Genomic DNA, 26,004 nt, shown 5'->3' on the forward strand with positions numbered 1-26,004 from the left:
TCAATTAAATAAATCGATTGAACTGATACTAACAATTATGAAGCTCAAGAGAACGTATCTCATAAACAAATTGAATGTTCTTCTAAATCACTTCAAACTGAATAGCTGTTATGATCTGTGTAAGCTGAGGTAAATAATCTAATTTTCAATTCGGTTTCTTTATGTCACTCAATTTTTGAGATGCTTCACTTTTTTTAAATTTATGACTAATAAACTGCTATTGGCCCATATGGACCCTGGAGAATTTCTATTTTCGTTTCAAAAATATTTGTCAAAACTTCTGGGTCCATAATTTCTTCCACTGTTCCAAAAGCCGCAATTTGTCCATCTTTCATAGCACAAATTCTATCGGAATATTTTGCTGCGAAATTTATATCATGCATCACGGTCAAAATAGTTCTTCCAAATTCATTTGCAGCCTGTCTTAAATGCTCCATCATTTGAACAGAACGAGCAATATCAAGATTGTTCAGAGGCTCGTCCAAAAGTACATACTCAGTCTCTTGGCACAAAACCATTGCAACATATGCCCTTTGCCTTTGACCACCTGAAAGCTCATCTAAGTATCTATTTTCTAAATCAGTCAAATCTAAAAAATCAATATACTTAGAAATAATGGTCTCATCCTCTTTCGTTAATCTACCATTTGAATAAGGAAAACGCCCAAATCCAACTAGCTGCCTAACAGAGAGCCTCGTTACAAAATGATTTTCTTGTCGCAAAATAGTAATAATTTTCGCCAAGTCTTTTGATTTAGATTCAGACACATCCATATTCGCCACCATAATTTGTCCTTCATCCAAATCCAAAAGTCTGCCAATCATCATAAGTGTCGTAGATTTCCCAGCACCATTTGGTCCAATTAATGAAGTAAAACCCGCTTTTGGTATTTCTATATTCAATGGTCCTATTTTGACGTTATCAGTATATATCTTTCTAGCATTATTAATCTTTATCATAGAGACCTCTTCCTTAATATTACAATTAAAAATAGTATTCCACCAAACAGTTCAATAATAACTGACACTACAGCTTGAGAATCGAATACATGATACATTAAAAAATATGCACTCGTAAGTATAAAGAATCCTATAGCAAGAGCCATTGGAAAGATATATCTGTGATCATAAGTTGGAGCCGCTTGATAACTCAAAGTTGCAACTAAAAATCCATAGAAAGTAAGTGGTCCAATCAAAGACGTTGAAATTGCCATCAAAATAGCAACTAATATAAGGGTATAAATTATACTGGATTGATATTTAACGCCAAAAGTAGTAGACACATCTTTTCCAAGTGACAATACATTTAATTTCTTAGAATAAGCAAAAATTAATATTGCTACAATTATTACCATTGGAATAACGATTGGAAAGTATTCCGCATCTGCATTATTGACAGATCCAAATAATCTTGCCTGTAAAAGATCAAACTCTGACGGCGCAAGAAGCCTTCTCATAAACGTTGACACAGAATTTAGCCCAGTCCCAATAATAATTCCAACTAAAAGCATCAGTTGTAAATTCCCATACTTTCCTGAAAGTAACCACCCATAAAGGATCAAACTCATCATGACCATCGCAATAACTTGAAATAGAAATGATCCAATACCACTAAAGCCAACCAATGCACTAGCACCAAAGAAAAACATTGTACTAGTATGAATTGTTGAATAGAGTGATTCAAAACCTAACAGAGAAGGCGTTATAATCCTATTGTTCGTAATTGATTGAAAAGCAACGGTCGATAAACTGTGACAAATCGCTGCAATAATCATTGCCACAAGGGCTACTATCCTTCTCATAACAACTGGGATAAAAGAAGGGGAATCTACTGGAACTGGATTGTTATAAACTAAAAGACCATACGAAGAAAGACCACCTAAAGCAAGTAATGTTATTAGCAAAATCCAATAACGTTTTTCCTCTTTTTTAGAACGAAAAGCTCTAGCTGATCTCTTTTCATTATGAAGGCTAGTCTCGATTTGGACATTTTCTTTATTTCTATATTCCAATGCGTTCATCTTAGCCTCCTTGGTTTTCTTTGTCTCAATAAAATAGTAGTAAATACGACTGCTCCCACTGTTCCAAGTATTAAAGAGACAGGTACTTCAAAAGGCATAATTATTGTTCGAGAAATTATGTCACAAAGAGTGATAGTGCCCATTCCGATCACACATACCCATGGCAAATTACTTCTAAGATCATCCCCTCTAAACATTGAAACAATATTTGGAACGATTAAACCTAAAAAAGGTAGGTTTCCAATAACAGCCGCAACAATTCCAACTGCAACAGCAATAAGACCATTAGCCAAAAGAATGAGCCTGTTATAATTTACGCCAAGACTTGTTGCAACATCTTCCCCTAGTCCAGCTAAAGTCAATCGATTCGCATACATGAAAATAAGGATAGTAACAATAACAATGACCCATAAATATTCATATCTTCCAACTTGAACACCCGCAAAAGAACCAACAAACCAACTTTCAATAACTTGTGTCATTTGAAAAAAGAGTCCCATAAAAGTTGACACTGCAGAAATGACTGCTCCAAGCATCAATCCAATGATTGGGACAATTAAAGACGAGCGAAGTTTAACTCTTCTTAAGAATAAAAAGAAAATCATAGTTCCTATAAAAGAAAAAATGATTGCACCCGTCATTCTAAGCACTAAAGTTGGTGCTGGAAATACTAAATACACAATGAGGAGTCCCAAGCCTGCCCATTCAATTGTTCCTGTTGTGGTAGGTTCTACAAAACGATTTTGTGTTATAAGTTGCATTACGAGTCCTGCCATTGCCATAGCAGCTCCGGTAAGCATTAGTGCTACAGTTCTTGGAACACGAGTGATGAAAAACATTTCCATTCCATCTTCTTGGCCACGTATATCATAAACTCCAGTAAACAGTGATATCGCCCCTAAAATAATTACGACGATAACTGCTAATATAAAAGGTTTTGTCCATATTTTATTATAGGTATAAAACTGGGGCTGAGAAAAATTCTCAACCCCGGTTATGACATTTTTCGGCACTATGTTATACTCCTTTACACTACTTAGCTAAAGAGTTAGCAATGTTGTCAAATAACTCTATAAAAGTTTGCAGTGATTCATTTGTGTAAGTGTCATTTGGTGCATAAATGATATTACCTTCAGTAACTGCCTTTGTGTTTTGAAGAGCAGGTGAATTTTCAACTACATCCTTAGCAGGAATTTTCTCGTCTGTAGAATTTATTGAAGCATCACGATCTAGTACAAATAGCCAATCAGGATTACTCTGTGCAATAGCTTCAACAGAAACTTCATCACCTTGGTGGTTTGTAGAAGAATCTTCAACTTCTAATGCAGGAGTCCATCCAAAAATGTCATACATTGGTCCCCAAACACGTCCAGAGTGTGGAGCTGAAAAACCAATATCTCCTCCAGAAACTATAATACTCATAACTTTATCTTTTCCGTTATATGCAGACTTAGCTTTTTCGATAGCTTGATCAAAATCAGCTGTCATTTTTTTAGCCTCTTCATTTTTATCAAAAATTTGTCCCAAAGTAATTGTTGCACCTTTAAGTCCATTTACTAAGTTTTCTCCAGGTGCACCAGCTTCCTCAGAAACATCAAAACTAAGATCAATAACAGCTGCATTTGGTACTAATTTTTTTATATCCTCATAATAGTCACCAAATCTTTGACCAACAATTACAAGTTCAGGATTTACAGCTGCAATAATTTCAAGTTTTGGTTCACCATGATTCCCAATATCTTGAACTTTTTCATCAGCTACATATGGTGAATCTGCAGGCATTACACCCTTTGGAACAGCCGCTAACTCAATATCCCAATCAGCTAAAGTTTCAAACGTTCTATTATCTAAAGCAACTACATTCTTAGGATTTACAGGAACCGTAACAGTTCCATGAGCATCAGTGATTTCAACTGTTGTAACCTCTGCAGTTTCTTTTTCTTTCTCCTTAGGTTCAGTTTTAGCAGGTTCATTACTTGAATTTGAACAAGCTGCCAACACCAAAACAAATATTGCCATAATTACAGTTAATTTAAACTTTCTCATTTTCTTATACCTCTCTCCTTATGTGTAAACTTTATAGACAAACAGTTTATTGAGTTGATAAAAATAATATCTATGTTATATTTTTATGCGCGATTTAAATAAAACAATTTTTTTCACATAGTGCACTGTGACGACACAAAAACAATAACATCCTAAGTGATAATGATTATCAATTTCAATACCCTATTTAAGAATACCGAATTTAAAAATATTGTCAACCCCTATAATATTTTCCAAAAAATAATTTCATTATTTTAACTGATTTTAAAACAGGCATGTGCTTTCTAATTTCAGTTGGTTCAACACGAGGTTTAAAGAAGTCCGCAAATCTCATAGTCCCGTACAATGAATTTTAATAATCTTCGTAAAGGGCGTATTTTATAGCCCAATTTCTGATTGCTTCTTTTGGTGGAAAACCTGAAATATTAGAACAACAAAAAAACGAATTTCCCCTCGGAAATTCGTTTTGTTTTATTATTTTACTTCAACCACGAGATAGCTCCCCAGTATGGTGATTGTTGATGCACAAAACAATTAGGTATTCTTCATAGATTGAAAAAATAACTTCGAAAATATTTTACATAAAAAAGACCGCACCAAAATCCGATGAAAATCGGAATTTTTGGCACAGCTCATCTTAATAACTCAAACTATTTGTAATTAAGCTAATGCTTCACAGTGCAGATAAATCGGCTGTTCTATATTTTATATCTTATAAATGTTGAAATAACTTTGCTGTTCGTTTATTAAATTCATCTATATTTAGTGCAGCATCAATCGCTTCCCGAACTTTTCTTTCTTCGTCGGCAAATAACTTTGCGAAACGTGTTGCCTCAGCTATTGAAGCTTTATATTTAGCAACAATTTCTTTAATATTATTTTCTTCTACTTCTGTTGGGTGACAATGCTTGGCGATATCAAAAATCTCATCGCCGGAACGGTTTTTTTCCGGAAAATAAACATGTGGCTCTGTGCTATCAAATATACAGAACTTTAATTCAGGCAAAATCACCATATCAATTGAATTGGAGTCTAACCCACACCACACAAGCTGTACGTCATATCCCCGCTGCAAAGCTTCGTTTGCAATTTTTTTCATCATAGAAGACTTTCCTGTACCTGGATAGCCCTTGATGAACAATCGTTTTTCAAGATTTTGCGTTATGCTTTGAACTGTATCACGAGCCCCTGCTGGTGTTAATGTTCCAAGCAGGCGATGTGTTAACTTTGCGGACTTCTCTAGTTGGTTCTCTCCGAAAAGCTGCTTTGTTAAATCAGCATACTGTTGATTTAATCCATTCCAATCCATACTTTTTCTCGTCTCAACTTCCCAATCATCGTGAATGTGAATGGCTTTTGAAAGTGAGTCAAAGCATTTATCATAATATGCTTGCTTTAATTCAGTTATCGAATGCATCGGAATATTTGAAGAAACCTTTTGCTCATCCAAACAATCATAGAGGGAAACGACCTGATCCCGATCACCAATAATTATTGGTTCAATCACTGGATTTGTTGCAGCAAGAAATAAAATTGCAAAAGGTGCTTTTACAAATGTCGCTTCAATTGACTGTTCAAACAAAGGGTCATGAAAATATTCGATTTCAGCACCTTTATCATGATAGTAGGTGCCTAGTTTTTGGAGTAGCTCAGAAATCTTAAACCCATGTGCACCTTTAAGAAGATACACTGTTTTTGCTTCATTCATAACTTCCTTATATACATTTTTTATGCCTTGCCCAGTCATTGCCTGCCCAAAGAAATGGGTAATTGCACCACTCAAAACGTCATCCTTCCATCATCTTATTATTCCTATTTTTATGTTAATAACCTAAAAAAGGTACCGTGATAAAATTGTCGAATAACTACCTGCACCCTGTGCAAATACAATTTAGATAATTAATTTTAAATTTCGTTCAATATAAATTATAAAAATAAAGAAAGCTGTGCCTAGAATTCCAATTAAAATTGAAGTATTTCGGCACATCTATTTTCCAACCATGCCTCCGGTTCACAGTGCTAGGAGTGAATGTGGAAACACATGGGTGCTGGCAGGTTTACCGAAAACTGTGTTTTTTCTTTTTGAAAATCTCACCTAAAGCTTCCTTTACTTTAAGTGAACATGCTAAAAATATTAAAATTGTCTTTCAGCACACTGTTTCAATGCCTTCATTTGTTTCTCTAAACCTTTTTTCATAAATACACGAAAAAGGATACTTAATATCTTTCCTGAAACAGTTTTAGCTGTCACTTCTTCTGTAATATTAAGAATACTGGAATTAGGACTAATTTCTTGAAGGTTATATGAAACATTGATTAAGAAAGAAGGATGATTCATTTGAATACTTAATTTATTATTTTTATTGTATTCAGTAACTTGTCCTTCATACTCTTGAATACGATTTCCTTCTTTTAACCTTTGTTTAAACTTAACACCAACTGGATTACTAATATCTAACTTCGTTAAATACTCAGTTCCTTCTAATCCTGTCATCCATTCTTTTTGTTTATCATTATCTTCTAAATAAGAGAATACTACCTCAATAGGGGCTTGAATCTCCGTTTGACTTGTTATTAACAATGTTTTGTTCCTCCAATTATCAGCAGTGGTCATTATAATTTCTTAATTTTCATTCCACACTAAACAGATAGGTAAATATTTCTAGGTACTAAATCTGAAAGGTGTGTAGGGTGTATGTTTGCAAAAACTTGAGTCAGGGAACTCTTTTATTTTCGTCATTTTATTTAGTCATAAATCATATTGTGCCTTCTAATATGCGTTCTAATTTGAGGTTTTACATTCAGCATTACTTTTACATATTCCAGAAAAAAACCTTTCAGAATCTTATGCATCTTCAAGATCTAAATAAATCTAGCGGCACTCACTAATACTATTTTCTTCTGATTCCAAATTTGATTCATAAATCCTGCTAAAAAGGAATTCCTTCACCTGTATCACCTGGTTTAAGTCCATAGATGTCAACATAAGTATACCCTAAAGACAGAAAATCACCGACTATTACGGGAATTATAAGTGCCATTCCAATTGTTCTCTGCACCTAGTGCAAAAAACAATCCTGCCTATTATCTACAATTTAAAAAGTTGTGCTAAAAATCCCAATAAAAATTGAATTTTCGGTACATCCTTTTTTATTAAATCAAACTAACTCCAACCACTCCACCGCTTCGCAATATGTCGAGCCGAGTGTATGTGGTAACACAAGGGTGCTGGTTGGTTTAAGTGATCGGCTAGGTCCCTTCTAAAGTAGGACCTAGCCTTTTAGTTATTTTGTATTTTTCACTTATTTTATCCCCAGATTCATAGGTTTTAGGGTTACCATAAAAAATCTACTATAGCTTCCTCACAAAAGAATTTGTCGTGAATAACCTTTTGTGAAAAACACATAATAATGATGTTAAAGGAGTTAATAAATATAAATTTAACGGGAAAGGATGTAACATTGTGGATTTCTTTCATGGTCAGGAATCACTTACAGAAATTCAATGGATTCTAAGAGCGGTCATTACTTTTTTCTTTTTACTCATGGCGACAAAAATTATGGGGCAGCGCTCTATTGCTCAGTTGGGATTACTTGATTTTGCTATGGCTATAACTCTTGGTAATATCATCGCGCATCCCTTGTCCGATGAAGAATTAGGTTTAAAGGGTTCCATGATTACTATGTCGGTTTTAATTATTTTATATATGCTTGGAGTTTTTTTGAGTTTAAAATGGATACCGTTTCGACATTTTATAGACCCACCTCCGATACCGCTTGTTAAAAACGGGCAAATTGTTTCCGCAAACTTACGAAAGGCACGGATTTCTGTAGATTTTCTTTTATCAGAGTTAAGAAAAGAAAAGGTGGAAGATATTCAAAAAATCGCTCTCGCATTATGGGAACCAGACGGATCTATTTCAAGTTTTCTTTATCCACAACACCAAACTCCAACGCGGGCAGATTTAAATATAGTACCTGAGCCTTTTTCTCTCCTTTCTGTACTCATTAAAGAAGGTAAAATTGATTACCATGAGTTGAACAAATCTAAGTTTTCTGTGGATTGGCTAAAAAATAATCTTACATCGACACATAACGTAGAAATTAAAGATGTCATATTAGCGACAATCGATCAAAATGATAACTTGCAAGTTTTCCTGTACAAATAAAGGATTCACTTTGTTAATAAAGTGAACCCTAAAAGTAACTATATTAACCCCCTAACGAAGGTAGGAAAAAATTAAACAGTTGCTCGAACTATATATAGGGGAAATTTTATAGACAATCAATCTTCTGTAGCATTCTGTTCAAAAATTCTAACTATCTCAGACAAGTCGTTTTCTTTTAACCTTTCATAAATGGAAGGATGTGAACAAAACAACTTAGCTTTAAACTTCTAATTCCACATTATTAAACTTGAGTGACTTCATAATTATGAACCGCTCAATAGTTGGAGAAGCCACTTCTTCACATCAACAAGTCGATTATATTCAGGGAATTCATTCGTTCCAGTAATAATTATCGGAACAATGGAATCTACTTTATGAAGAGAACCATGCGCTCCGCCTCCCGCATGGTCGTAACTATGCTCTTCTATAAACTCATAAGATGGATTGGCATCCACGATAATGACACGCCCTTCATGTGAATGAAGCGCTCCGTGTAGCCTTGCAAGGGCATCTGGATAATTTTGATACTGAATGCGTCCTCCAGTAGTTACCTTCAAATCTAAGACTGATTCATTCCCAGCAATTCGCCACGATTGATCATAATCATCAACATACGTACCATTTGGTGAAAATGTTAATCCCTCATTACTTAGTGGGCTTACAACGTAGTTTGTATGTTCATCTTTCCATGCGATAAAGCCAATACGCTCGTCCTCTTTCAAAGTGTTCACAATTTCAGATAATTCAACGTGTGGATCGTTTACGTAAATGTATGCCATTCGCTCATTAATCGCAATAGCAAGTTGGGCATTCTTTTTTTTTCTTTTCCAAAACGTATAACTCTTCAATGAATTATTTAAATCAATTAAAGAAGTTTCTTTATCTTTATTTATGATTGATTGGCCGCTATCCCCTAGTACAATCAGTGTTATCTTTTGAATTGCTTCTTCCCAAGATGAAAAGTTATTTAATATGTCTTGAAGCGACTGATCTGCTTTTTCAATACCCTTTAAATCTTCCGGACCATGTATGTGTACGGAAGCATCCGAATCTGGTAAATAGCCCAGTGTAAAGGAGGGTAACTTATTTTGTTCGATTAAGTATTTTAACTCATTTCGAGTGAATTTATTATTGACCCCCATACGGTTCCATATAAATCTATAACGATTATTCTCTGGATTATATTTAGATAACGTACCAAGCGAAAACAGTGTTGGTCCATTTATTTCAATTTCTTTTGGCAAAAGATTGGCCATTGAAACAAGTTTTGGGACTTTTAGTTGATGTTCAAAACTTCCACGGTATAAAAGACCATTAATCGAAGCAGATGAAAGTTGAAGATGCGCTAGCTCTTCATGGATAGTTTGAACCTCTTTACTTAAATGGTTTTTATTGAGATGAACAACACTGTCCAGTGCAACATTTCTCACCCCATTATTCCATATTTCACTGATCCCACTTCCATAACTAATCATTCGATATTCATCTTCTTTAAACCAAATCAATCCTGGAACTTTATGTTGATCTGGATACGTACCGGTTAGTAACGTACTATCAATGGTGACAGACATCGTCGGGTAAGAGCTAATCATTTCCTCATTAAGATGTCCATTGTTAATCAAAAATGCAAAGGCTGGTGCTTTTCCTTCTTTTACTGCTTTTTGTAATGGTTCACTCATTAATGAATCTACAATTATTAGTATAATGGGTTTCTTTGTTGAGTTTATTGTGATCTCTTCCACCTCATTTATTGGAGATATAGAAATTGCTAGTACAAGACCAATACAGATGACAATAAAGATAATAAGCATGATTATTATTTTTCGTTTCATGACCTCACCTTCAAATCAATTATTTACGTTAGTATGAGTTGAATATCATTAATTCATGTAGTTGAGGTTACGTTTTATGAAGGCTTTGTTTCGATCGTCACATGAAGACGGACGTATTAAATAAATTCCAGCAGCTAAAATAAAACAATTAAAACTAAAAAAACTTAACCTAAAATTTTTAACTGAAAAAGAAATTGAACACGCGGCTTGCATTACTCCAATTAAAAAACGTTGTTTGAATTTAGGTTTCCATCAGGCTGTAGAGAAAAATAAAATTAATCGTTCTGAACGCGCTGCCATTTTCCCAGGTAAAAAGGATAAGGAATACCCATCTCCTAAACAAAAAAAAATCAATTTCCCCCATGAAGAAATCGACCTTTAAATTAACTATACTAATTCCAACCAAGCCACAGTTTCGCAATTTATCAAGTGTATGTGGCATCACATGGGTGATAGTGGGATTAAGTAATTGGCTAGAGCTAGCATAAAAGAAAGTCACAATTTGCGGGGCCACCTAATCCTCTACACACTAAATGGTGATATATGTATTCGCTGCTAGTTAGACAATTTAGAGACTTTTTTATTATACGTTTTGAGACTGTATTGTTATTTCAGTAAAACGTAACATAGGACCAAGATGACAATTAAGCCATCTTGGTCTTTGTCTTTACGGCTTGTGTTTTAAACGCACTTTCTAGTTGACTTTTATAATCAAGCACCTAAACGTCTTATTTCTATACAAACTAGGAATCTTCCTTATTCAACTAAACGCAAAAAACAAGCACTTTAGTCATAAAAAACTGCACCCCCATAGATGAATCTAACAATTGGGGTGCAGCTCAAAATATATAGCAACAACTGCTTCTTTTTTCTAAATTAAATAACGAAACCAACAATTGTAGCCGTTAAGATACTAACGAGTGTGGCTCCATACAACAACTTTAAGCCAAAACGAGCAACTATATTCCCTTGCTTTTCATTCAAACCTTTTACTGCTCCCGCAATAATTCCGATAGATGAAAAGTTTGCAAAGGATACAAGAAAGACAGAAATAATAGCTAGTGTATGTTCACTCATTGAATTAGCTACTTCTCCAAGGCTTATCATTGCAACAAATTCATTCGTCACTAATTTGGTTGCCATAATTCCTCCGGCAGAAATAGCATCTGCCCATGGTACACCCATTAGGAAAGCTATAGGTGCAAAAATATAACCCAATACACCTTGGAAAGATATACCAACAATCATTTCGAATAGTGAATTGATTAAATCCATTAATGCTACGAAACCGATAAGCATAGCACCAACAATGATGGCTACTTTAAATCCATCCATGATATATTCTCCAAGCATTTGAAAGAAAGATTGCTTATGCTCATCTTCAATCGCTAAGATATCTTCACCTTCTTCTACACTATACGGATTAATGATTGAAACAATTATAAATCCACCAAACAAGTTCAACACAATTGCCGTTACTACATACTTCGGTTCAATCATAGTCATATATGCTCCAACAACTGACATAGAAACGGTCGACATTGCAGATGCGCATAATGTATACATACGCTGTGGAGCAATCTTATCTAATTGTTTTTTCACAGTAATGAATACTTCAGATTGACCTACCATTGCAGAAGCTACAGCATTATATGATTCCAATTTCCCCATACCATTTACTTTGCTTAAAAGTAATCCTATCCACTTCATAAAGAAAGGAAGAATTTTAAAATGCTGCAAGATCCCTATCAATACAGATATAAAGACAATCGGTAATAATACATTTAGAAAGAAGGAATACTCTCCTTTATTCGCTAAACCACCAAAAACAAATGTTATGCCCGTATTTGCGTAAGACAATAAATAATCAAATACATTTGTTATTCCTTTGATTAGAACATAACCAAACTTTGTATTTAGCAGTAATGCTGCCAATAGAAATTGGATGATTAACATCATAATTATATTTTTAAATTTTATTTCTTTTTTGTTTTTACTCATTAACAGAGCTAAACCAAAAACAAGTAGCAATCCACAAAAAGATATTAAGTATCTCATAAGTTCCTCCATAATTATGATAATTTTTTGGCGTTCGACCGCAAGACTACAAAGCCATTCATTCGCTCATTATGTTCCTATATCAATACATGAAGAACAGCAGTCAGACGTCAGACAAACAATTCCACTATAACAGTTTTTTTACTAGCTATTCAATAGTTAATAGAAAAAAAAGTATGCCAGAAGGCATACGAGTACGACAAATACAGTATTTAAGCAGGAATTTTTTTGGGGGTTAAAACGGTAAAATTAACTTCGCTCTGTATTTCGGGTATAGTTTTGCTATTGTGATTATACTTTTTTTCTTTAGCCATAATTATCATTGGGTAACCATTTAGCAGGATTAGGACAATTACTAAACGTATCAAAAATACCAATTTTCTACCTCAATTCTATTCGAACTTTCAGTTATTAGTATTTCCTACTTTTCAATTCTTATTAATCAATCCTGCTATTTTAGCTTAATAAGAAAAAAGCTTAATTCCTTAAAGAAATTAAGCCCCGTTAGTTTAATAAATTTTTTAGTTGGAACTTAAATAATTGAGGACTAAATTCACTCGCTCTTTTACCGTATAGTCTCCTTCTATTCTCAATATTGGACAAACTAAGTCCGACATCCAATGTTCGTGTAACATTTTACTTCTAATTTCCATTCCTGCTTCATCATATAAAGAGGCCCACTCCAAAAAGGCTTTTGATTGGTGGTGTTTACTACCACCAGCTAATATTTATTTCCCATACCTTTGAATTTCCCTTTGTTGCAATCTCTCAAGTCTTAATTTTGGGGAATCCATAAAAATATTACTAAGTCAAAATAGGTTTTAAATTAGTCACCCCAACCACATATTGCCCCCGAAAGAAAACAGTTTTGATTTATCGATAAATCATGTTTTAGCTTTTCTCTTCTTTCAGGTAATGGTCTTTGTTCTGTAAATTTAGTTATTCAAAAATAGTCGTCTGTATCAATATGAGTATAAGAAATTTCCTCTGATAACGCAGTTCCAAGCGTCTCCCAGCACAGGATATTAAAAACTAATCAAGTAAATAGTTTTTAACCTCTTTCTCCAAAATGTTTATCAGTTCTACTTGTTCAATTTGCTTAAGAATAGATAATCCCTTTTCAACATAACATTCATCAGCATTCTTTAAATTGTTTAAGCAAATGCCTTTTCTCACGTAACAGATAGATAGATTGATAAAAAGTTGCTCCGTTTTACATTTCTCGATTGCATCATTTATTAGACGTAGTGCTGTTTCAAAGTCCTTTTCTTTTATATTAATAAGTGATAGATTGACTAAAAAGTTTATTTTTAATTTGTTTATGTTCTGATAGCCTTTATATTTATCAAGATGACGGAAAACAAATTCTTTTATTTTGGTTGCAGTATTAATCGGAAAAATAAATAAAATAGCATTTAGCAAATAAATATCAGATAAGTATAATGAATTTCTACGGGATAGATCCTCCCAAAGTGGCGATAAAATTTCAGCAGCCCTTATGAAATCATTGGATTTTGCTAAAACTATCATACCCTCTAGAACTGTATTAATTTTTATTAATAAATTATCTTTAGGATTCATTAGTACATAAACACCACAATCATTTTTTAATTTATATAATGCACTCACAGAATTATAAGTTTGATTATAAAACTGATGTAATATTTTTTGTCGATCTTGCATTTCATAATTGTTGCTTATGTAATTGAATTCCTCAAATGACATCTCTAGTCGCTCTAAAAAATCATTCAATATAGAGACTTTTACTTCTCTATTTCCCCACTTTTCAAATTTTGAATAGTTACCTTGTGTACATATATTTTCACACACATATTGCTGTGAATATCCTTTTCCATCTCGAATCTCTTTTATAACGTTGCCATAATTACTCATATAATCACCAAATTATTCTTTTAGATATATTATAACCTTTTTATTTGAATATTTGTAAAAATAATACAAAGGTGGTGCTTAAATGTTAGAATTTATTATTACTACTCTAGAGTTGTGGCTCATTGGTACAGAAATAACAGTTAAAGCAGAGGGTTTAGAGTTGCGATATCAGCACCTCTAATCCCTCTGCTTTTTATTTTTTAAACAAGCAAGACGGCAGATTTTTGTGGACTTACAAAGCTAATAAATATACAAAGAACTATGGAATAACTGAGATTTTTCAGCATTGCTCATAATTCTCCTAAACCCTTGTGGTCATTGAATTTTATCTTTTATGAATAAAAAACTGTATAAATAATGTTCTTGTTTTTCACCAATAGAAAGTAACAAATAGTCGTACTTTCATTTTAATTAGCATTACTTATTTGATTTCCTCAGCCAACTCCAAAATAATCCCCTCTGGACCACGAACGTAGCATAATTTATAACTTTCTTCATATTGCTGTATCTTACTAAAGATTTCAGTACCCTTCTTTTGCAATTTGGCAACAACAGCTTCAATATCTTCAACAGTAAATGCAATATGTCGGATACCCAGTGAATTTGCAAAGGTTTGCTGAATATCTTTTTCATCTGACGGCGAATAAAATTTAATTAGTTCTATCCATGTCTGACCGTCTGGCATTCCCAATCCTACACACGCTACTTTAACGTCATTAAGCCCAACTGCATATCCCATCAACTCTCCTTCCATTTCCCATTCCCCTTTCACCTCAAGTCCAAAATCGAGAAAAAACTCTTTAGCGGCAGAGAGATCATTTACGATTACACCCACATGATCTATTCTTTGTATCTTCAAATTTCGTACCTCCTATGTTCCTGTTATTTTGCAATATCCTGTTTCAAATTCTAGTATTAACAATGAGAAAACTGCCCGTTAGTTGAATAATTTCTCTTTTATTTAGTTCCATCAACAACAATATCAGCACTTTCATAAGGCTTATGTTTTTCAACATAAATATCTTCTGAAATCATCCAATTATTTTCCCACATTTCACGAGCTTCTTCTCCGTCTCTATGAAGCCCCCTTGAAAGACGTTTTTCTCTTGGACAATCAACCCATATTTTAACATCGTATTTATCTACTAATTCTTTTCGAATAGAATATACGCCTTCGATTATTACAATTCCACCGACAGGAACAGTATGCCACTCTGCTAAGCTATCCGTTTCCCAATCATACCGTTGATAATGTCCCTCTTTTTCTTGGCTTATTGGTTCCAGCACCTGATTTAAAAGACGCTTCCAATCAAAATCAGCACCAATAGGTTTTTTTGTTGGATGTGTTTTTATAATTTGTGAGGAAGGAAGGTAAAAATCATCCTTATGAACAATCGTTACATTAGGAAATTCTTCTTTTATTTTATCAGCAAATGTACTTTTTCCAGAACCGCCACAACCGTCTATCGCAATCAAAAGTGTAGATTCCTTTTTAGAAATTTCATTTATACCATCTACTAATTGTTTGAAAGAACTAAATTGACCCTTTATTATTTTCAAATTCATCTTAATTAACCACCTTCTGTTTTATATGGTCTAATTGTCTTTCCGTTTTTAACCATAGCCCAATATTCGATCTGGTTTTCTTCATTCAAGTATAAAAGTATTCTATATCGCTTTCCTTATCATCATCTGATGGTTTCACTAGATATGTTCTAGTTGCTGCCCTCAATGTTCCGTGTAAACGAGGGGTTCACCGCCCCTCTTTGCTATTTCTGCCAATGCATCTCCGATTTATTTGTCCTTCTGTACTAGCAGTGAACAGCACCCGACATGTGTTGACGAATCCATATTTTAGCTATATATCATTAAGTTCATAATTGAAAAGTTTATAAATCCCCTTTTGCTTGACAGAATCCTGATTAAACAACTTATAATCTCTCATGGTGTGCAATATTAATAAAAGCCCGAACTCCGAAGTTCGGGCTTTGGAATTAGGTACCTTTGGCTCACTCACTATGTTTAGTTTCGATGCTGACAGATTCTTGCAATGATCATACTTGCAGATTTCCCCTAAAGTTTGGTGGACACGGTCCGATATTAATTCGGCACAGAAGAATTAGTTACACGTTCAAGAAACAAAGTCGAATTGACGACCAGTTTTTCTTCAGGACAAGTTCTCCCCAGAATCCTCCACCCCTGGTTATTCAACTGAGATTCATCAATCGCTTCATACATGATTCTCCTCATCCCCTCTGCTGTGCGGACGGCTACTAAAGGATCTGCGGAAGTTCTGCTAATGGTTTCAAGCACCGCCTGCTTGTTTCGAACGAGACTAGCGACAAAGATCTGACTATAAGAGCTGTAGTCGAACTCAGATCCATCCTTCAATACGACAGTAACTTTATCTCCTAGGCCTAAGTGCTCCAGCAAGTAGCATGATGCGTCATAGGCGACAGCATTCATCTCCAAACAGATAACCTTCGCATCACTGAGCAGGTGTAGAATAATAGAACTTATCGGCATTGGACCGCTGCCTACAAAGATAATGGGCAACTTTTCTGTGTTACGATTCTGCCGCATGTGCTGACGAATCATTTGCAATTCCTGACTAACTAGGGAAAAGTAACTGTTCCAATTAGTCAAACTTTTTACGATATCTAAGGCTGATCCCTCTAATTTGCAGATCTCATGAGAATCTCTAAGTTCTACAAGAAATTCGATTTCTGACAACTTATCCCGTAACTTTTGTTGATTTATTTGAATATACTCGTTGTTTAGAATAGCTTGTACTTCTTGTGGCAAAAAGTGGGAACGCAACTGAAGTAAAAGATGGTTGAATACCTCCGCTACCAATTGATTCGCAGGTGAAATATCTGTTTCCTTCTCAAGAAGCTCATTTACTTCACGGAAAAAAGCGATAAAGTTATTAACCCTTTGCATACTTGGCGCGTTACTTGTAACTAGTAAAGAACCAGTTGAAGAATCCTCCATTTTCTCAATTCCTCCCATACTCTACACTTGATTCGATAATATGAAATATATTCATGTGGTCAAGGATATAGAAGAAATTAGTGTCACGTAATTATGAACTGCACCCCAATTGTTGTAGCACCAACTAACATTATAGGTGCAGTTCAAAAGAATCGGTATTAAGTCTACTTCTATCGCTACATAAATACCACAAATTGTGCACGAGTGTCTAGTTCTTCGGGCTTGTAATTCCATAATCCCTTAAAAACACACGTAAATTTCGCCAGTAACTTTACTTTCACGAACAATAAAACCCTTAATAATGCTGTTAAATCCACATTCTTAAGGGTTTTGTTTATTATTTTAGCTCCAACCAAGCCACCGCTTCACAATGCGTCGTATGTGGGAACATATCAACCGGCTGTACTTCCTTTGTTTTATAGCCGCCATCTTCTAAAATGCGGAGGTCGCGAGCTAAAGTTGCGGGGTTGCAGGAAACGTACACGACGCGTTTTGGTTTTTGCTCGATGATAGTTTGAAGCAATGCCTCGTCACACCCTTTACGTGGGGGATCGACAACTAAAACATCAGCTTCTTTTCCTTCTTCATACCAGCGAGGGATGACTTCTTCTGCTGGGCCAGCCTCGAAATACGTATTTGTAAAACCGTTCAGTTCTGCATTGCGCTTTGCATCTTCAATTGCTTGTGGCACTATTTCAACGCCCATTACATGCCCTGCTTGCTGCGCTAAAAATAAAGAAATAGAGCCGATGCCGCAGTATGCATCAATGACACGTTCATTTCCTGTAAGCTGTGCATAGTCAAGCGCCTGCTTATATAGCACCTCTGTTTGAAGTGGGTTTACTTGATAGAAGGAACGTGCCGAAATTTCAAAGCGTACATTACCAATCGTGTCTTCAATCGTATCCTTCCCCCAAAGCGTGAATGTTTCATTACCAAAAATAACATTTGTTTTTTCACCATTGATATTTTGGACAATCGACGTGACATTCGGTACAAGCGTACGAAGCATTTCAATCACTGCCTCTGCTTGTGGTAATTTGCGTGATTTTGTTACAAGCACAATCATCACTTCCCCAGTAGCGCGTCCTTTACGTACAACAACATGGCGTAGCAATCCTCTATTAGATTGCTCATCATAAGGTCGAATGCCTAAAGTTGTTAATTTTTCTTTAAAATCAGCCATCATGACATCGGCTTCACCTGTTTGAATTAAGCAGCGTTCCATATTGACGATGGCATGGGATTTCATTTTATAAAAACCTGCCACTGTTTGTCCCGCTTCACTTAGTCCAAAAGGAATTTGTGATTTATTACGATAATGCCAAGACTCCTCCATCCCTTTGACAGGAAGTACGGGCGCATCAATTTTCCCTAAACGCTTCATCACATTGGCAACCATGTTTTGCTTCCACTTTAATTGCCCTTCATAAGAAAGATGCTGTAATTGGCAGCCTCCGCATTGTGCAAAGTATTCACATGGTGCATCTACTCGGTCCGGTGATTTTTCGATAATGTCTATGATTTTAGCAAAGCCATAATTTTTCAACGTTTTTACTACATGCACTTCCAACGTTTCACCAGGCAATGCCCCTTGGATGAATAGTGGGTAGCCATTTATTTTTGCGACACCATTGCCATCATGTGTTAAATCTTCTATATAAACAGTCGTTCGATCATTTTTATTAATTGGTGCAGTCATTTCATATTCGTCCTCTCGTTTTTCAATTCTTTTATTGTAACATGTGAATGACCTTTTGCACGTTTAACTCACATTATGGGCTGTAATTTTCCGCTTAATACAAATAAAAAACGCCTCCCTTTAGCACCTGATTCGTGCGTGAAGGAAGGCGATTATTATTGTTTCTTACTTAACTTATCATTAGGTGCTGTATAAAATGCAATAAATAACGTGAGCACGACGACAATAAATGGTGCGACAAAAATAAGAAATCCGCTCATTGTTGCTTCCTCCTATACATGCTCATCATGTATTCCTCGAACATAGTCTTTGTTAAATACAAACAGTTTGAACAATAAAATAAGTGAGGGAATTAATAAAGCCGCGCCAAATATAAACGCGATAATTAATGCAATAGCCATTTCTTTATTGGTAAAGCCATCGTATATCGTTAAATACGGATACAATAAATACGGATAATGCGAGATGCCGTAAGCAAAGAAGGCAAATCCAAATTGACTAAATAGTAAAATGACCGCCAAGCCGTATTTTTTCTTTGTCCATAATAGCCATGTCGTAATGAAAAAGAGAATAGCCGAAATGGCAAATAGCCACCACACATCCACCATATTTTCAAAACGGAATGGATTATGCCCACGAAACTCAATAATAATTCCAATCGCAGCGATTGCCAATGGTGCAGACCAAATTAACGCAAATTTCCGCATTAAATTCGATGCTTTATAATCTTTTGCTTTAAACGCATACCATGTTAAAAAAACCGCTGAAATATAAAGCACAGCAACAATACTTAAAACGACAATGCTCCAAGTTAACGGGCTCGTAAACAACGCCTTATAATTAAGCTGGGGGTAGTTGCTAACCATTTCCACATAGCCTCCCTCTGAAATGGTAAATACTACTGACAGTGAGGCGGGTATTAATAATCCAGCTAAACCGTAAGCTGTGGCATACCCTTTATGCCCCGTCACTCCATACGATTCAAACGCATAATAGGCACCTCGAATGGATAAAAGTATTAATGAAATGCTGACTGGCACAAGTAAAAGCGTTCCATAATAAAAGGCGGTTTGTGGGAAAAAGCCCACCATGCCAACAAAGAAAAATACGAGAAAGACATTCGTTACTTCCCAAACAGGTGATAAATAACGTTTAATGACATCACTTAAAATATCCGAGCGATTCGTTAACACGCTATACGCATTATAAAATCCAGCACCGAAGTCTATGGAGGCGATAATGACATAGCCGAAAAGAAATGCCCAAAGCACGCAAATTCCAATAAGCTCTAAACTCATATGACGTCCCTCTCTTTCCTTCTTGCGATTTCATTTTCTATTGGATTCTTTTTAAACATGCGGTGCAATGTGATAATACTACCCATAGCTAGAACAAAATAAAGTGCCGAGAACAAAATCAGCATTAAGTCGACGTATTCACTCGTTGTTGCGCCCTGTTCTGTACGCATAATTCCTCGTAATAGCCAAGGTTGTCTTCCTACCTCAGCTAGCCACCACCCTAATTCTATCGCAATGACTGATAGTGGTCCTCCCGCTACAACAATCCATCGAAACCATTTTGTTTGAATAAACGCCCAACCACGCCACAGTGCAAGTAAGTATAAGAGGGAAAGTGCCACCATAAACATTCCGATCATCACCATTCCATCAAATAAATAATGAATATAGTATGGGGGATGTTCGTCTACGGGAAACTTATCTAGCCCAATCACCTCTGCGGTTGGATTACTATGTGCCAAAATACTTAAAGCATAGGGAATTTTCAATGCATATTTTATTTCCCCATCATCTAGTACACCAAACAAAATAAGCGGTGCATTCGGCTCGGTTTCAAAATGCCATTCTGCTGCTGCAAGCTTTTCTGGCTGGTATTCCGCTAAATATTTGCCCGAAAAGTCACCAACAATAGCCGTAGCAACCGCAAATATAAAGCCTAATTTCATCAGTAAATAAAGCGATTTCTTATGATATTCATGCTTTGACCCGCGCAATAAACGATACGCTGCAATGGATGCTAATAAAAACGCGCATGTCATATAGGCAGTCAATAATACATGTGCTACTTTCGTTGGCATTGCTGGATTGAACATCGCAACAAGTGGTTGAATATTAATTACTTGCCCATCGACAATATCGAAGCCTTGTGGTGCATTCATAAACGCATTTAAAACGGTAATAAACACCGAGGACATTGATGCCCCTATCGCTACCGGAATAAGTAACAGCATATGCTTTTTTTGATTTTCAAAACGATCCCATGTGTATAAATAAATACCTAAGAATATCGCCTCGAAAAAGAAAGCAAATGTTTCTAAAAACAGCGGCAAGGCAATTAATTGACCTGCCATTTGCATAAAGTTCGGCCATAATAACGATAATTGGAGACCGATTACAGTGCCTGTCACTACGCCAACCGCAACGGTAATCACAAAACCTCTTGCCCAGCGTCTTGCCATTAATATATAGTGTTCATCATTATTTTTAATCCCAATCCATTGGGCAATCATAATCAAAATTGGAACACCAACGCCAATTGTGGCGTAAATAATATGAAATGATAGCGTAACTTCTGTTAAAATACGGCTCCAAAATACCGCAGAATCATTGATCACTTTATTTTCTCCTTTCATAAATCGAATCAACTTCGCCTCGGCGTAATTGATTCCAATTTTGAATTGTGCTAACTGACCAGCATCGTGCAGGCCTCCTTCAAAATCTGTGATATCGCCTGGAGGCATCATTTTCATTCAACAGGCTTTTAAATGCATACTGAACGAAGATAAATAGTACTCATTCTATTACTATACCCATCTCATGACATTTCGAACGCTTAAATTTCATTTCTGTTCGATTGATTTTGGTGCGGTTCTTCTAATATTGATTCAAATAAAGTATGTGCTTGTGAGACTGGCTAAGCACATGAGCTACACTGCTTTGTGCAGGGACAGCCTCTATAAATGTTTCCTATTCTGAAGCTTTCTGCATTTAGAGAGCAGCAAACGTGGAAGGCGGCGTATTCTTAGTTAGGCCTCCACTCCAATCAACTTACATTTTCACACTTAATTTTTATAGACAAACTAGCCAGCTTAACGAAAATATAGTGCCAAGAACATGCCGTGAGATGGATCAGGCAGTATATGTGGCTAGCGTAAAAGTTTTTAAACATATTTTGGTATTGGGCCATAATTCTTTTCTAGACAAAAAAGCATGTAAAGACATTGTGTCCTTACATGCTTTAATCAATTAATGTATTACATTTTATCTTCTTCACGAATTTCATCGATTGGTACAAATACTTCGATATGACGTTTTAAATTTTGGAATACCGCAGGGGCATCTCCACCGTACTCACCATCTAAATTTAAGTGTACCTCTGCCTCAGAAGTAACTTTGACGCGGCTCGCTTTACGATAAATAAGGCGTTCATCATTTAAATGCTCGCCCCGTAAAGCAAGGGATGCGATTCGAACAAAGTCCGCGATATTGCATTCCTTTAAAATCATCACGGTAAATAATCCGTCATTAATCGTTGCATCTGGGGCAATTTTTTCAAAGCCACCTACAGAGTTCGTTAAACCACATAGGAACATCATCGCATTGCCATCAAATACTTCATCGTCCATTTCAATTGTCATTTGTGTTGCTTTAATGGAAGGAATCATTTCAATCCCTTTTAAATAGTAAGCTAATTGACCGAGCATCGTTTTCATTTTGCTCGGCACTTCGTATGTCAGCTCTGTAATACGTCCACCCGCGGCAATATTAATGAAATAGCGTTCCTCATTTAATATTCCAACATCCACCGGAATCGTTTCTCCTGCAATAATAATGTCTAGTGCTTCATCAATTTTCCGTGGGATATGAACCGCACGTGCAAAATCATTCGTTGTTCCCATTGGAATTAATCCAATTTTTGGACGGTTTTCACATTGACTAACGCCTGAGACAACTTCATTCAATGTACCATCTCCACCAACAGCAATAACGATATCAAATTGGCGATTTACAGCATCGATCGTCGCCTTTGTTGCATCTCCAGCTCCTGTTGTTGCATGGCAAGACGTTTCATAACCTGCTATTTCTAGTTTTTCTAATACTTCTGGTAAATGTTTTTTAAAAGTTTCTCGACCAGAAGTTGGATTATAAATAATTCGTGCTCTTTTCATCATTATCTCATCCTGATTTATTATTTTTTACCATGTTAAAAGTATACTGTTGGTTGTTTCAAGAATGCAACTCTCGCTTGTATATTAGCTTAATTAGATTCTCTTCAATTATACGTTCCTTCCAAAAATAAGTTCCTACTATTATTAATAGTAAGAACTTTTTTTACACGGTATACTCCGCTTATAAAACAGCTTCCACTGTCTTTTTAAAATCTTCGTACACATAAGACCACATTTGAGGTGATTCTGTATATTGCGTCTTAATATTTCCATACATCGCTTTTTGTGCTTCTTCAAAATTTGGATCTTCTTTATCCGGAAGCTGCGCGCGACTTTCCATAACGAATTGTTGTAATTGTGGCGCACGTGGCCCCCAATGCCCTAGTACTTCTCCGGCTTCATTTAATATGATATAAATCGGAATTGCTCTTCCGCCATTTGTTAAATAGCGATCGATTAAATCCGTATCTGCATCACGCAATACTGTGCGAATTTCGACATTAGCTGCTTCTGCAATTTTTCGGATGATTGGATTGTTTAGCATCGCATCCCCACACCAATCTTCTGTAATCGCCAAAATATGAACATTTGCATTTTTTAACTTTTCAATAAAGGCATCATCCTGTGCCACTTCAAAATTTTCATAAATAGAAAAACTATATTCTTTTAGCTGAGACATATCCTCCATGTAATTTCCCATGTCTTTACTTTCTTCAAAATAATGCTGCTCTGTTTTCATTTCGATTACCTCCCTATTCGTATAAATCCATTTTGACGCTTTTTACGAAGAAATGAAAGGATAATTATTCCACATCGTCCGAATACCGCAATCAATTACGCCTCAGCTAACTTTAGTTTATATTTTTTTCGAGCATGCTCGAAAAGTTACTCTAAAAATCTATGACATCCGCCGAGGGATTAATCAAGTTAAACTAGAACAAAAAGCTCCTTTCTTTCCTCATGACACACTCTAAGTAAGATTAAATGTGTCCATTTTGTGACAAATCAAATTATTCGTATAATTCAAAACTAACAATTTTCACTTGCGTTTTTACCTCGAATTCAAAGTAATCCATTTCTTTTTTACTATGCGCATAACATATTCTGTAATTTATTAAAAATCTATGAATATTCTAAATTATTTTACTTATTTTATTTTTAAATTTTTTTTTAAAATAGTCTATTTTTCTCAATAATATTTTGATATATTGAATTAACGCATCAAAATATTATCAGAAAATTTAATTTACATGATTTTCTAGGGGGGACTATTTAATGAAGTATAACAAAGTAGTATTACCAGCAATGGCTCTTTCTCTGTCTGCATTTTTAGCAGCATGTGGCAGCGATGACACGACGAAAGACACAGACAAAAATGCATCAGGTGACGCAGCAAAAGAATTAAACTTATTAATTACATCTGAGCCACCTAAATTACACCCACAATTAGCGACAGATTCAACTTCTGGAGCAATTATCGGAAACGCATTTGAAGGTTTAACAACAATGGTGAATGGTGAGCCTATTTTAGCAGCTGCCGAAGATTACAAAGTTTCTGATGACCTACTTACTTACACATTTACGTTGCGTGATGCAGAGTGGTCAAACGGCGATAAAGTGACTGCTGAAGACTTTGCTTTTGCTTGGTTATGGGGATTAAATCCAGAAAACGCTTCTGAATATCCATCAATCCTTTATGCAATTAAAGGTGCAGAAAAATATAACAATGGACAAGGTACTGCTGAAGAAGTAGGTATTAAAGCGATCGATGAAAAAACACTTGAAGTTACTCTAGAAGCTCCTACACCTTATTTCTTAGAGTTAACAGCTTTCAGAACATTCTTCCCGATTCACAAAGCAACAGCTGAAGCGAATCCAAATTGGTTCACAGAAGCAGATTCTTATGTATCAAACGGTCCATACAACTTAGCTTCTTGGGCTCACTCAAGTGAAATGGTATTAGAGAAACGTGATACGTATTGGGATGCTGAAAATGTAGATATCGAAAAAGTAAACGTTGCAATGGTTGAGTCTGAAACGACACAAATGACGATGTTTGACAATAATGAAGTGGACTTCTTAGGTGCACCATTTGGAACAATTTCACTTGATTCAATTGACCGCTTAAAATCTGAAGATAAGTTAAACGTATCTGATTTATCAGGTATTTACTGGTATAAATTCAATACGGAAGATGATGTAATGCAAAACGAAAACATTCGTAAAGCGTTATCATTATCGATCGACCGTGAAGGGTTAGTTAAAAACATCACTAAAGGTGAGCAAGAGCCAGCACTTGGTATTGTTCCAAACTCTGTTGCAGGTTTCGGCGATGACGAAGGTTACTTCCAAGATGCGAACTATGAAGAAGCGAAGAAGTATTTAGACGCTGGTCTTAAAGAATTAGGTCTTGCAAGCGCTGCTGACTTAGAAATTAAAGTTTCTTACAACACTTCAGAAGCACACGCTGCAATCGCACAATTCATCCAACAAGGTTGGACGAAAAACTTAGGCATCAAGATTAAGCTTGATAATGCTGAATGGCAAGTATATTTAGACAAAATCAACGGTGGCGATTACCAAGTAGGTCGTATGGGTTGGTCTGCTGACTACAACGATGCATACTCGTTCTTAGAAATGTACAGCTCAGCAGAAAATGGAAATAACCAAACTGGCTGGAGCAACGCAGAGTATACGAAATTACTTAAAGAATCTACAACAGAAACAGATTCTGCTAAACGTTTAGAAAAATTATTAGAAGCAGAAGCTATTATTATGGAAGACATGCCAGTAGCACCTATCTACTTCCAAACAAACTTAAATGTTGTTTCGGATAAAGTAGAAAACATGGTACCAGATGCAAAAGGTACCATCAACCTTAAATACGTTGACGTTAAATAACATCTTGTAAACTTCATACAAAAACTCATGCGAACACATGAGATGCTTGTCTTTTTCAAGTATGAAGGCTGCTGAAACATTCATTTGTTTCAAGCAGCCTTTCCTGTTATATGAAAATATTCTAAATATTTAAACTTAATTTGTTAGGTCCCAAACCCCGGCGGATGTCACAGATTTTATCGTGCATGTTTGATAAAAATCTAG

The 26,004-nt window shown here is 35.5% G+C and carries 20 protein-coding genes and 1 pseudogene; 2 read left to right on the forward strand and 19 right to left on the reverse strand.

Annotation, left to right across the window (positions count from 1 at the left end; all coding sequences use genetic code 11):
* Window positions 1-206 precede the first annotated feature (206 nt).
* The 6 genes from CSE16_RS19030 to CSE16_RS19055 all read right to left on the reverse strand — a co-directional run bounded on the left by CSE16_RS19030 (window position 207) and on the right by CSE16_RS19055 (window position 6,647).
* Complete coding sequence (locus CSE16_RS19030) at window positions 207-959, reverse strand: iron ABC transporter ATP-binding protein (protein WP_099425331.1); 753 nt, start codon at window positions 957-959, stop codon at window positions 207-209.
* On the reverse strand, window positions 956-2,020 hold the full coding sequence (locus tag CSE16_RS19035; protein WP_099425332.1) for an iron chelate uptake ABC transporter family permease subunit: 1,065 nt from the start codon (window positions 2,018-2,020) through the stop codon (window positions 956-958). The genes CSE16_RS19030 and CSE16_RS19035 overlap by 4 nt, the downstream gene beginning before the upstream one ends.
* Complete coding sequence (locus CSE16_RS19040; RefSeq protein ID WP_099425333.1) at window positions 2,017-3,033, reverse strand: ABC transporter permease; 1,017 nt, start codon at window positions 3,031-3,033, stop codon at window positions 2,017-2,019. Before CSE16_RS19040 ends, CSE16_RS19035 begins: the two co-directional genes overlap by 4 nt.
* A 19-nt stretch (window positions 3,034-3,052) precedes the next feature.
* The gene (locus CSE16_RS19045) at window positions 3,053-4,066 is read right to left on the reverse strand and encodes a siderophore ABC transporter substrate-binding protein (RefSeq protein WP_099425334.1); all 1,014 of its coding nucleotides are present in this window, start codon (window positions 4,064-4,066) and stop codon (window positions 3,053-3,055) included.
* A gap of 712 nt (window positions 4,067-4,778) precedes the next feature.
* A complete protein-coding gene (locus CSE16_RS19050) occupies window positions 4,779-5,849 on the reverse strand; it encodes a nucleotide kinase (RefSeq protein ID WP_253896124.1) in 1,071 nt (356 codons plus the stop codon).
* A 351-nt stretch (window positions 5,850-6,200) separates the two neighbouring features.
* On the reverse strand, window positions 6,201-6,647 hold the full coding sequence (locus CSE16_RS19055; protein WP_099425335.1) for an SRPBCC family protein: 447 nt from the start codon (window positions 6,645-6,647) through the stop codon (window positions 6,201-6,203).
* 882 nt (window positions 6,648-7,529) lie between these two features.
* Between CSE16_RS19055 and CSE16_RS19060 the strand changes: the two genes are divergently transcribed.
* Window positions 7,530-8,234 (forward strand): DUF421 domain-containing protein, encoded by a 705-nt coding sequence (locus tag CSE16_RS19060; protein ID WP_099425336.1) that lies wholly within the window; start codon window positions 7,530-7,532, stop codon window positions 8,232-8,234.
* Between the two features lie 263 nt (window positions 8,235-8,497).
* Here CSE16_RS19060 and CSE16_RS19065 read toward each other — a convergent pair whose 3' ends face one another.
* From CSE16_RS19065 to CSE16_RS19130, 13 genes and pseudogenes are all read right to left on the reverse strand, one after another.
* Window positions 8,498-10,066, reverse strand: a complete 1,569-nt coding sequence (locus CSE16_RS19065) for an alkaline phosphatase family protein (protein WP_099425337.1) — start codon at window positions 10,064-10,066, stop codon at window positions 8,498-8,500.
* Between the two features lie 876 nt (window positions 10,067-10,942).
* Entirely contained in the window at window positions 10,943-12,124 is a 1,182-nt protein-coding gene (locus tag CSE16_RS19075; protein ID WP_099425339.1) for a NupC/NupG family nucleoside CNT transporter, read from the reverse strand.
* Between the two features lie 521 nt (window positions 12,125-12,645).
* A pseudogene (locus CSE16_RS21985) lies at window positions 12,646-13,148 on the reverse strand (hypothetical protein).
* Window positions 13,149-13,156: 8 nt separating this feature from the next.
* On the reverse strand, window positions 13,157-14,017 hold the full coding sequence (locus CSE16_RS19085; RefSeq protein WP_099425340.1) for a helix-turn-helix domain-containing protein: 861 nt from the start codon (window positions 14,015-14,017) through the stop codon (window positions 13,157-13,159).
* A 421-nt stretch (window positions 14,018-14,438) separates the two neighbouring features.
* Window positions 14,439-14,876 carry a VOC family protein gene (locus CSE16_RS19090; RefSeq protein ID WP_099425341.1) on the reverse strand — a complete coding sequence of 146 codons (438 nt, stop codon included), beginning with the start codon at window positions 14,874-14,876 and terminating at the stop codon, window positions 14,439-14,441.
* A gap of 98 nt (window positions 14,877-14,974) precedes the next feature.
* Window positions 14,975-15,583, reverse strand: a complete 609-nt coding sequence (locus CSE16_RS19095; RefSeq protein WP_099425342.1) for a uridine kinase family protein — start codon at window positions 15,581-15,583, stop codon at window positions 14,975-14,977.
* A gap of 534 nt (window positions 15,584-16,117) precedes the next feature.
* On the reverse strand, window positions 16,118-17,011 hold the full coding sequence (locus CSE16_RS19100) for a nicotianamine synthase family protein (protein WP_157764862.1): 894 nt from the start codon (window positions 17,009-17,011) through the stop codon (window positions 16,118-16,120).
* A 337-nt stretch (window positions 17,012-17,348) separates the two neighbouring features.
* Window positions 17,349-18,713 carry a 23S rRNA (uracil(1939)-C(5))-methyltransferase RlmD gene (rlmD, locus tag CSE16_RS19110; RefSeq protein ID WP_099425345.1) on the reverse strand — a complete coding sequence of 455 codons (1,365 nt, stop codon included), beginning with the start codon at window positions 18,711-18,713 and terminating at the stop codon, window positions 17,349-17,351.
* A 155-nt stretch (window positions 18,714-18,868) separates the two neighbouring features.
* The gene (locus CSE16_RS22280) at window positions 18,869-18,973 is read right to left on the reverse strand and encodes a cytochrome bd oxidase small subunit CydS family protein (protein WP_371514512.1); all 105 of its coding nucleotides are present in this window, start codon (window positions 18,971-18,973) and stop codon (window positions 18,869-18,871) included.
* Window positions 18,974-18,985: 12 nt separating this feature from the next.
* Window positions 18,986-20,011: a cytochrome d ubiquinol oxidase subunit II gene (locus CSE16_RS19115; RefSeq protein WP_099425346.1), complete on the reverse strand. Its 1,026-nt coding sequence runs from the start codon at window positions 20,009-20,011 to the stop codon at window positions 18,986-18,988.
* Window positions 20,008-21,345, reverse strand: a complete 1,338-nt coding sequence (locus CSE16_RS19120; protein ID WP_099425890.1) for a cytochrome ubiquinol oxidase subunit I — start codon at window positions 21,343-21,345, stop codon at window positions 20,008-20,010. Before CSE16_RS19120 ends, CSE16_RS19115 begins: the two co-directional genes overlap by 4 nt.
* 639 nt (window positions 21,346-21,984) lie before the next feature.
* Window positions 21,985-22,899 carry a diacylglycerol kinase gene (locus CSE16_RS19125; protein WP_099425347.1) on the reverse strand — a complete coding sequence of 305 codons (915 nt, stop codon included), beginning with the start codon at window positions 22,897-22,899 and terminating at the stop codon, window positions 21,985-21,987.
* 181 nt (window positions 22,900-23,080) lie between these two features.
* A complete protein-coding gene (locus CSE16_RS19130; RefSeq protein WP_099425348.1) occupies window positions 23,081-23,638 on the reverse strand; it encodes a thioredoxin family protein in 558 nt (185 codons plus the stop codon).
* A 536-nt stretch (window positions 23,639-24,174) separates the two neighbouring features.
* Here CSE16_RS19130 and CSE16_RS19135 point away from each other — a divergent pair.
* Window positions 24,175-25,800 carry a peptide ABC transporter substrate-binding protein gene (locus CSE16_RS19135; protein ID WP_099425349.1) on the forward strand — a complete coding sequence of 542 codons (1,626 nt, stop codon included), beginning with the start codon at window positions 24,175-24,177 and terminating at the stop codon, window positions 25,798-25,800.
* Window positions 25,801-26,004: the final 204 nt, after the last annotated feature.

The organism is Solibacillus sp. R5-41 (genome assembly GCF_002736105.1).
Lineage (GTDB): Bacteria > Bacillota > Bacilli > Bacillales_A > Planococcaceae > Solibacillus.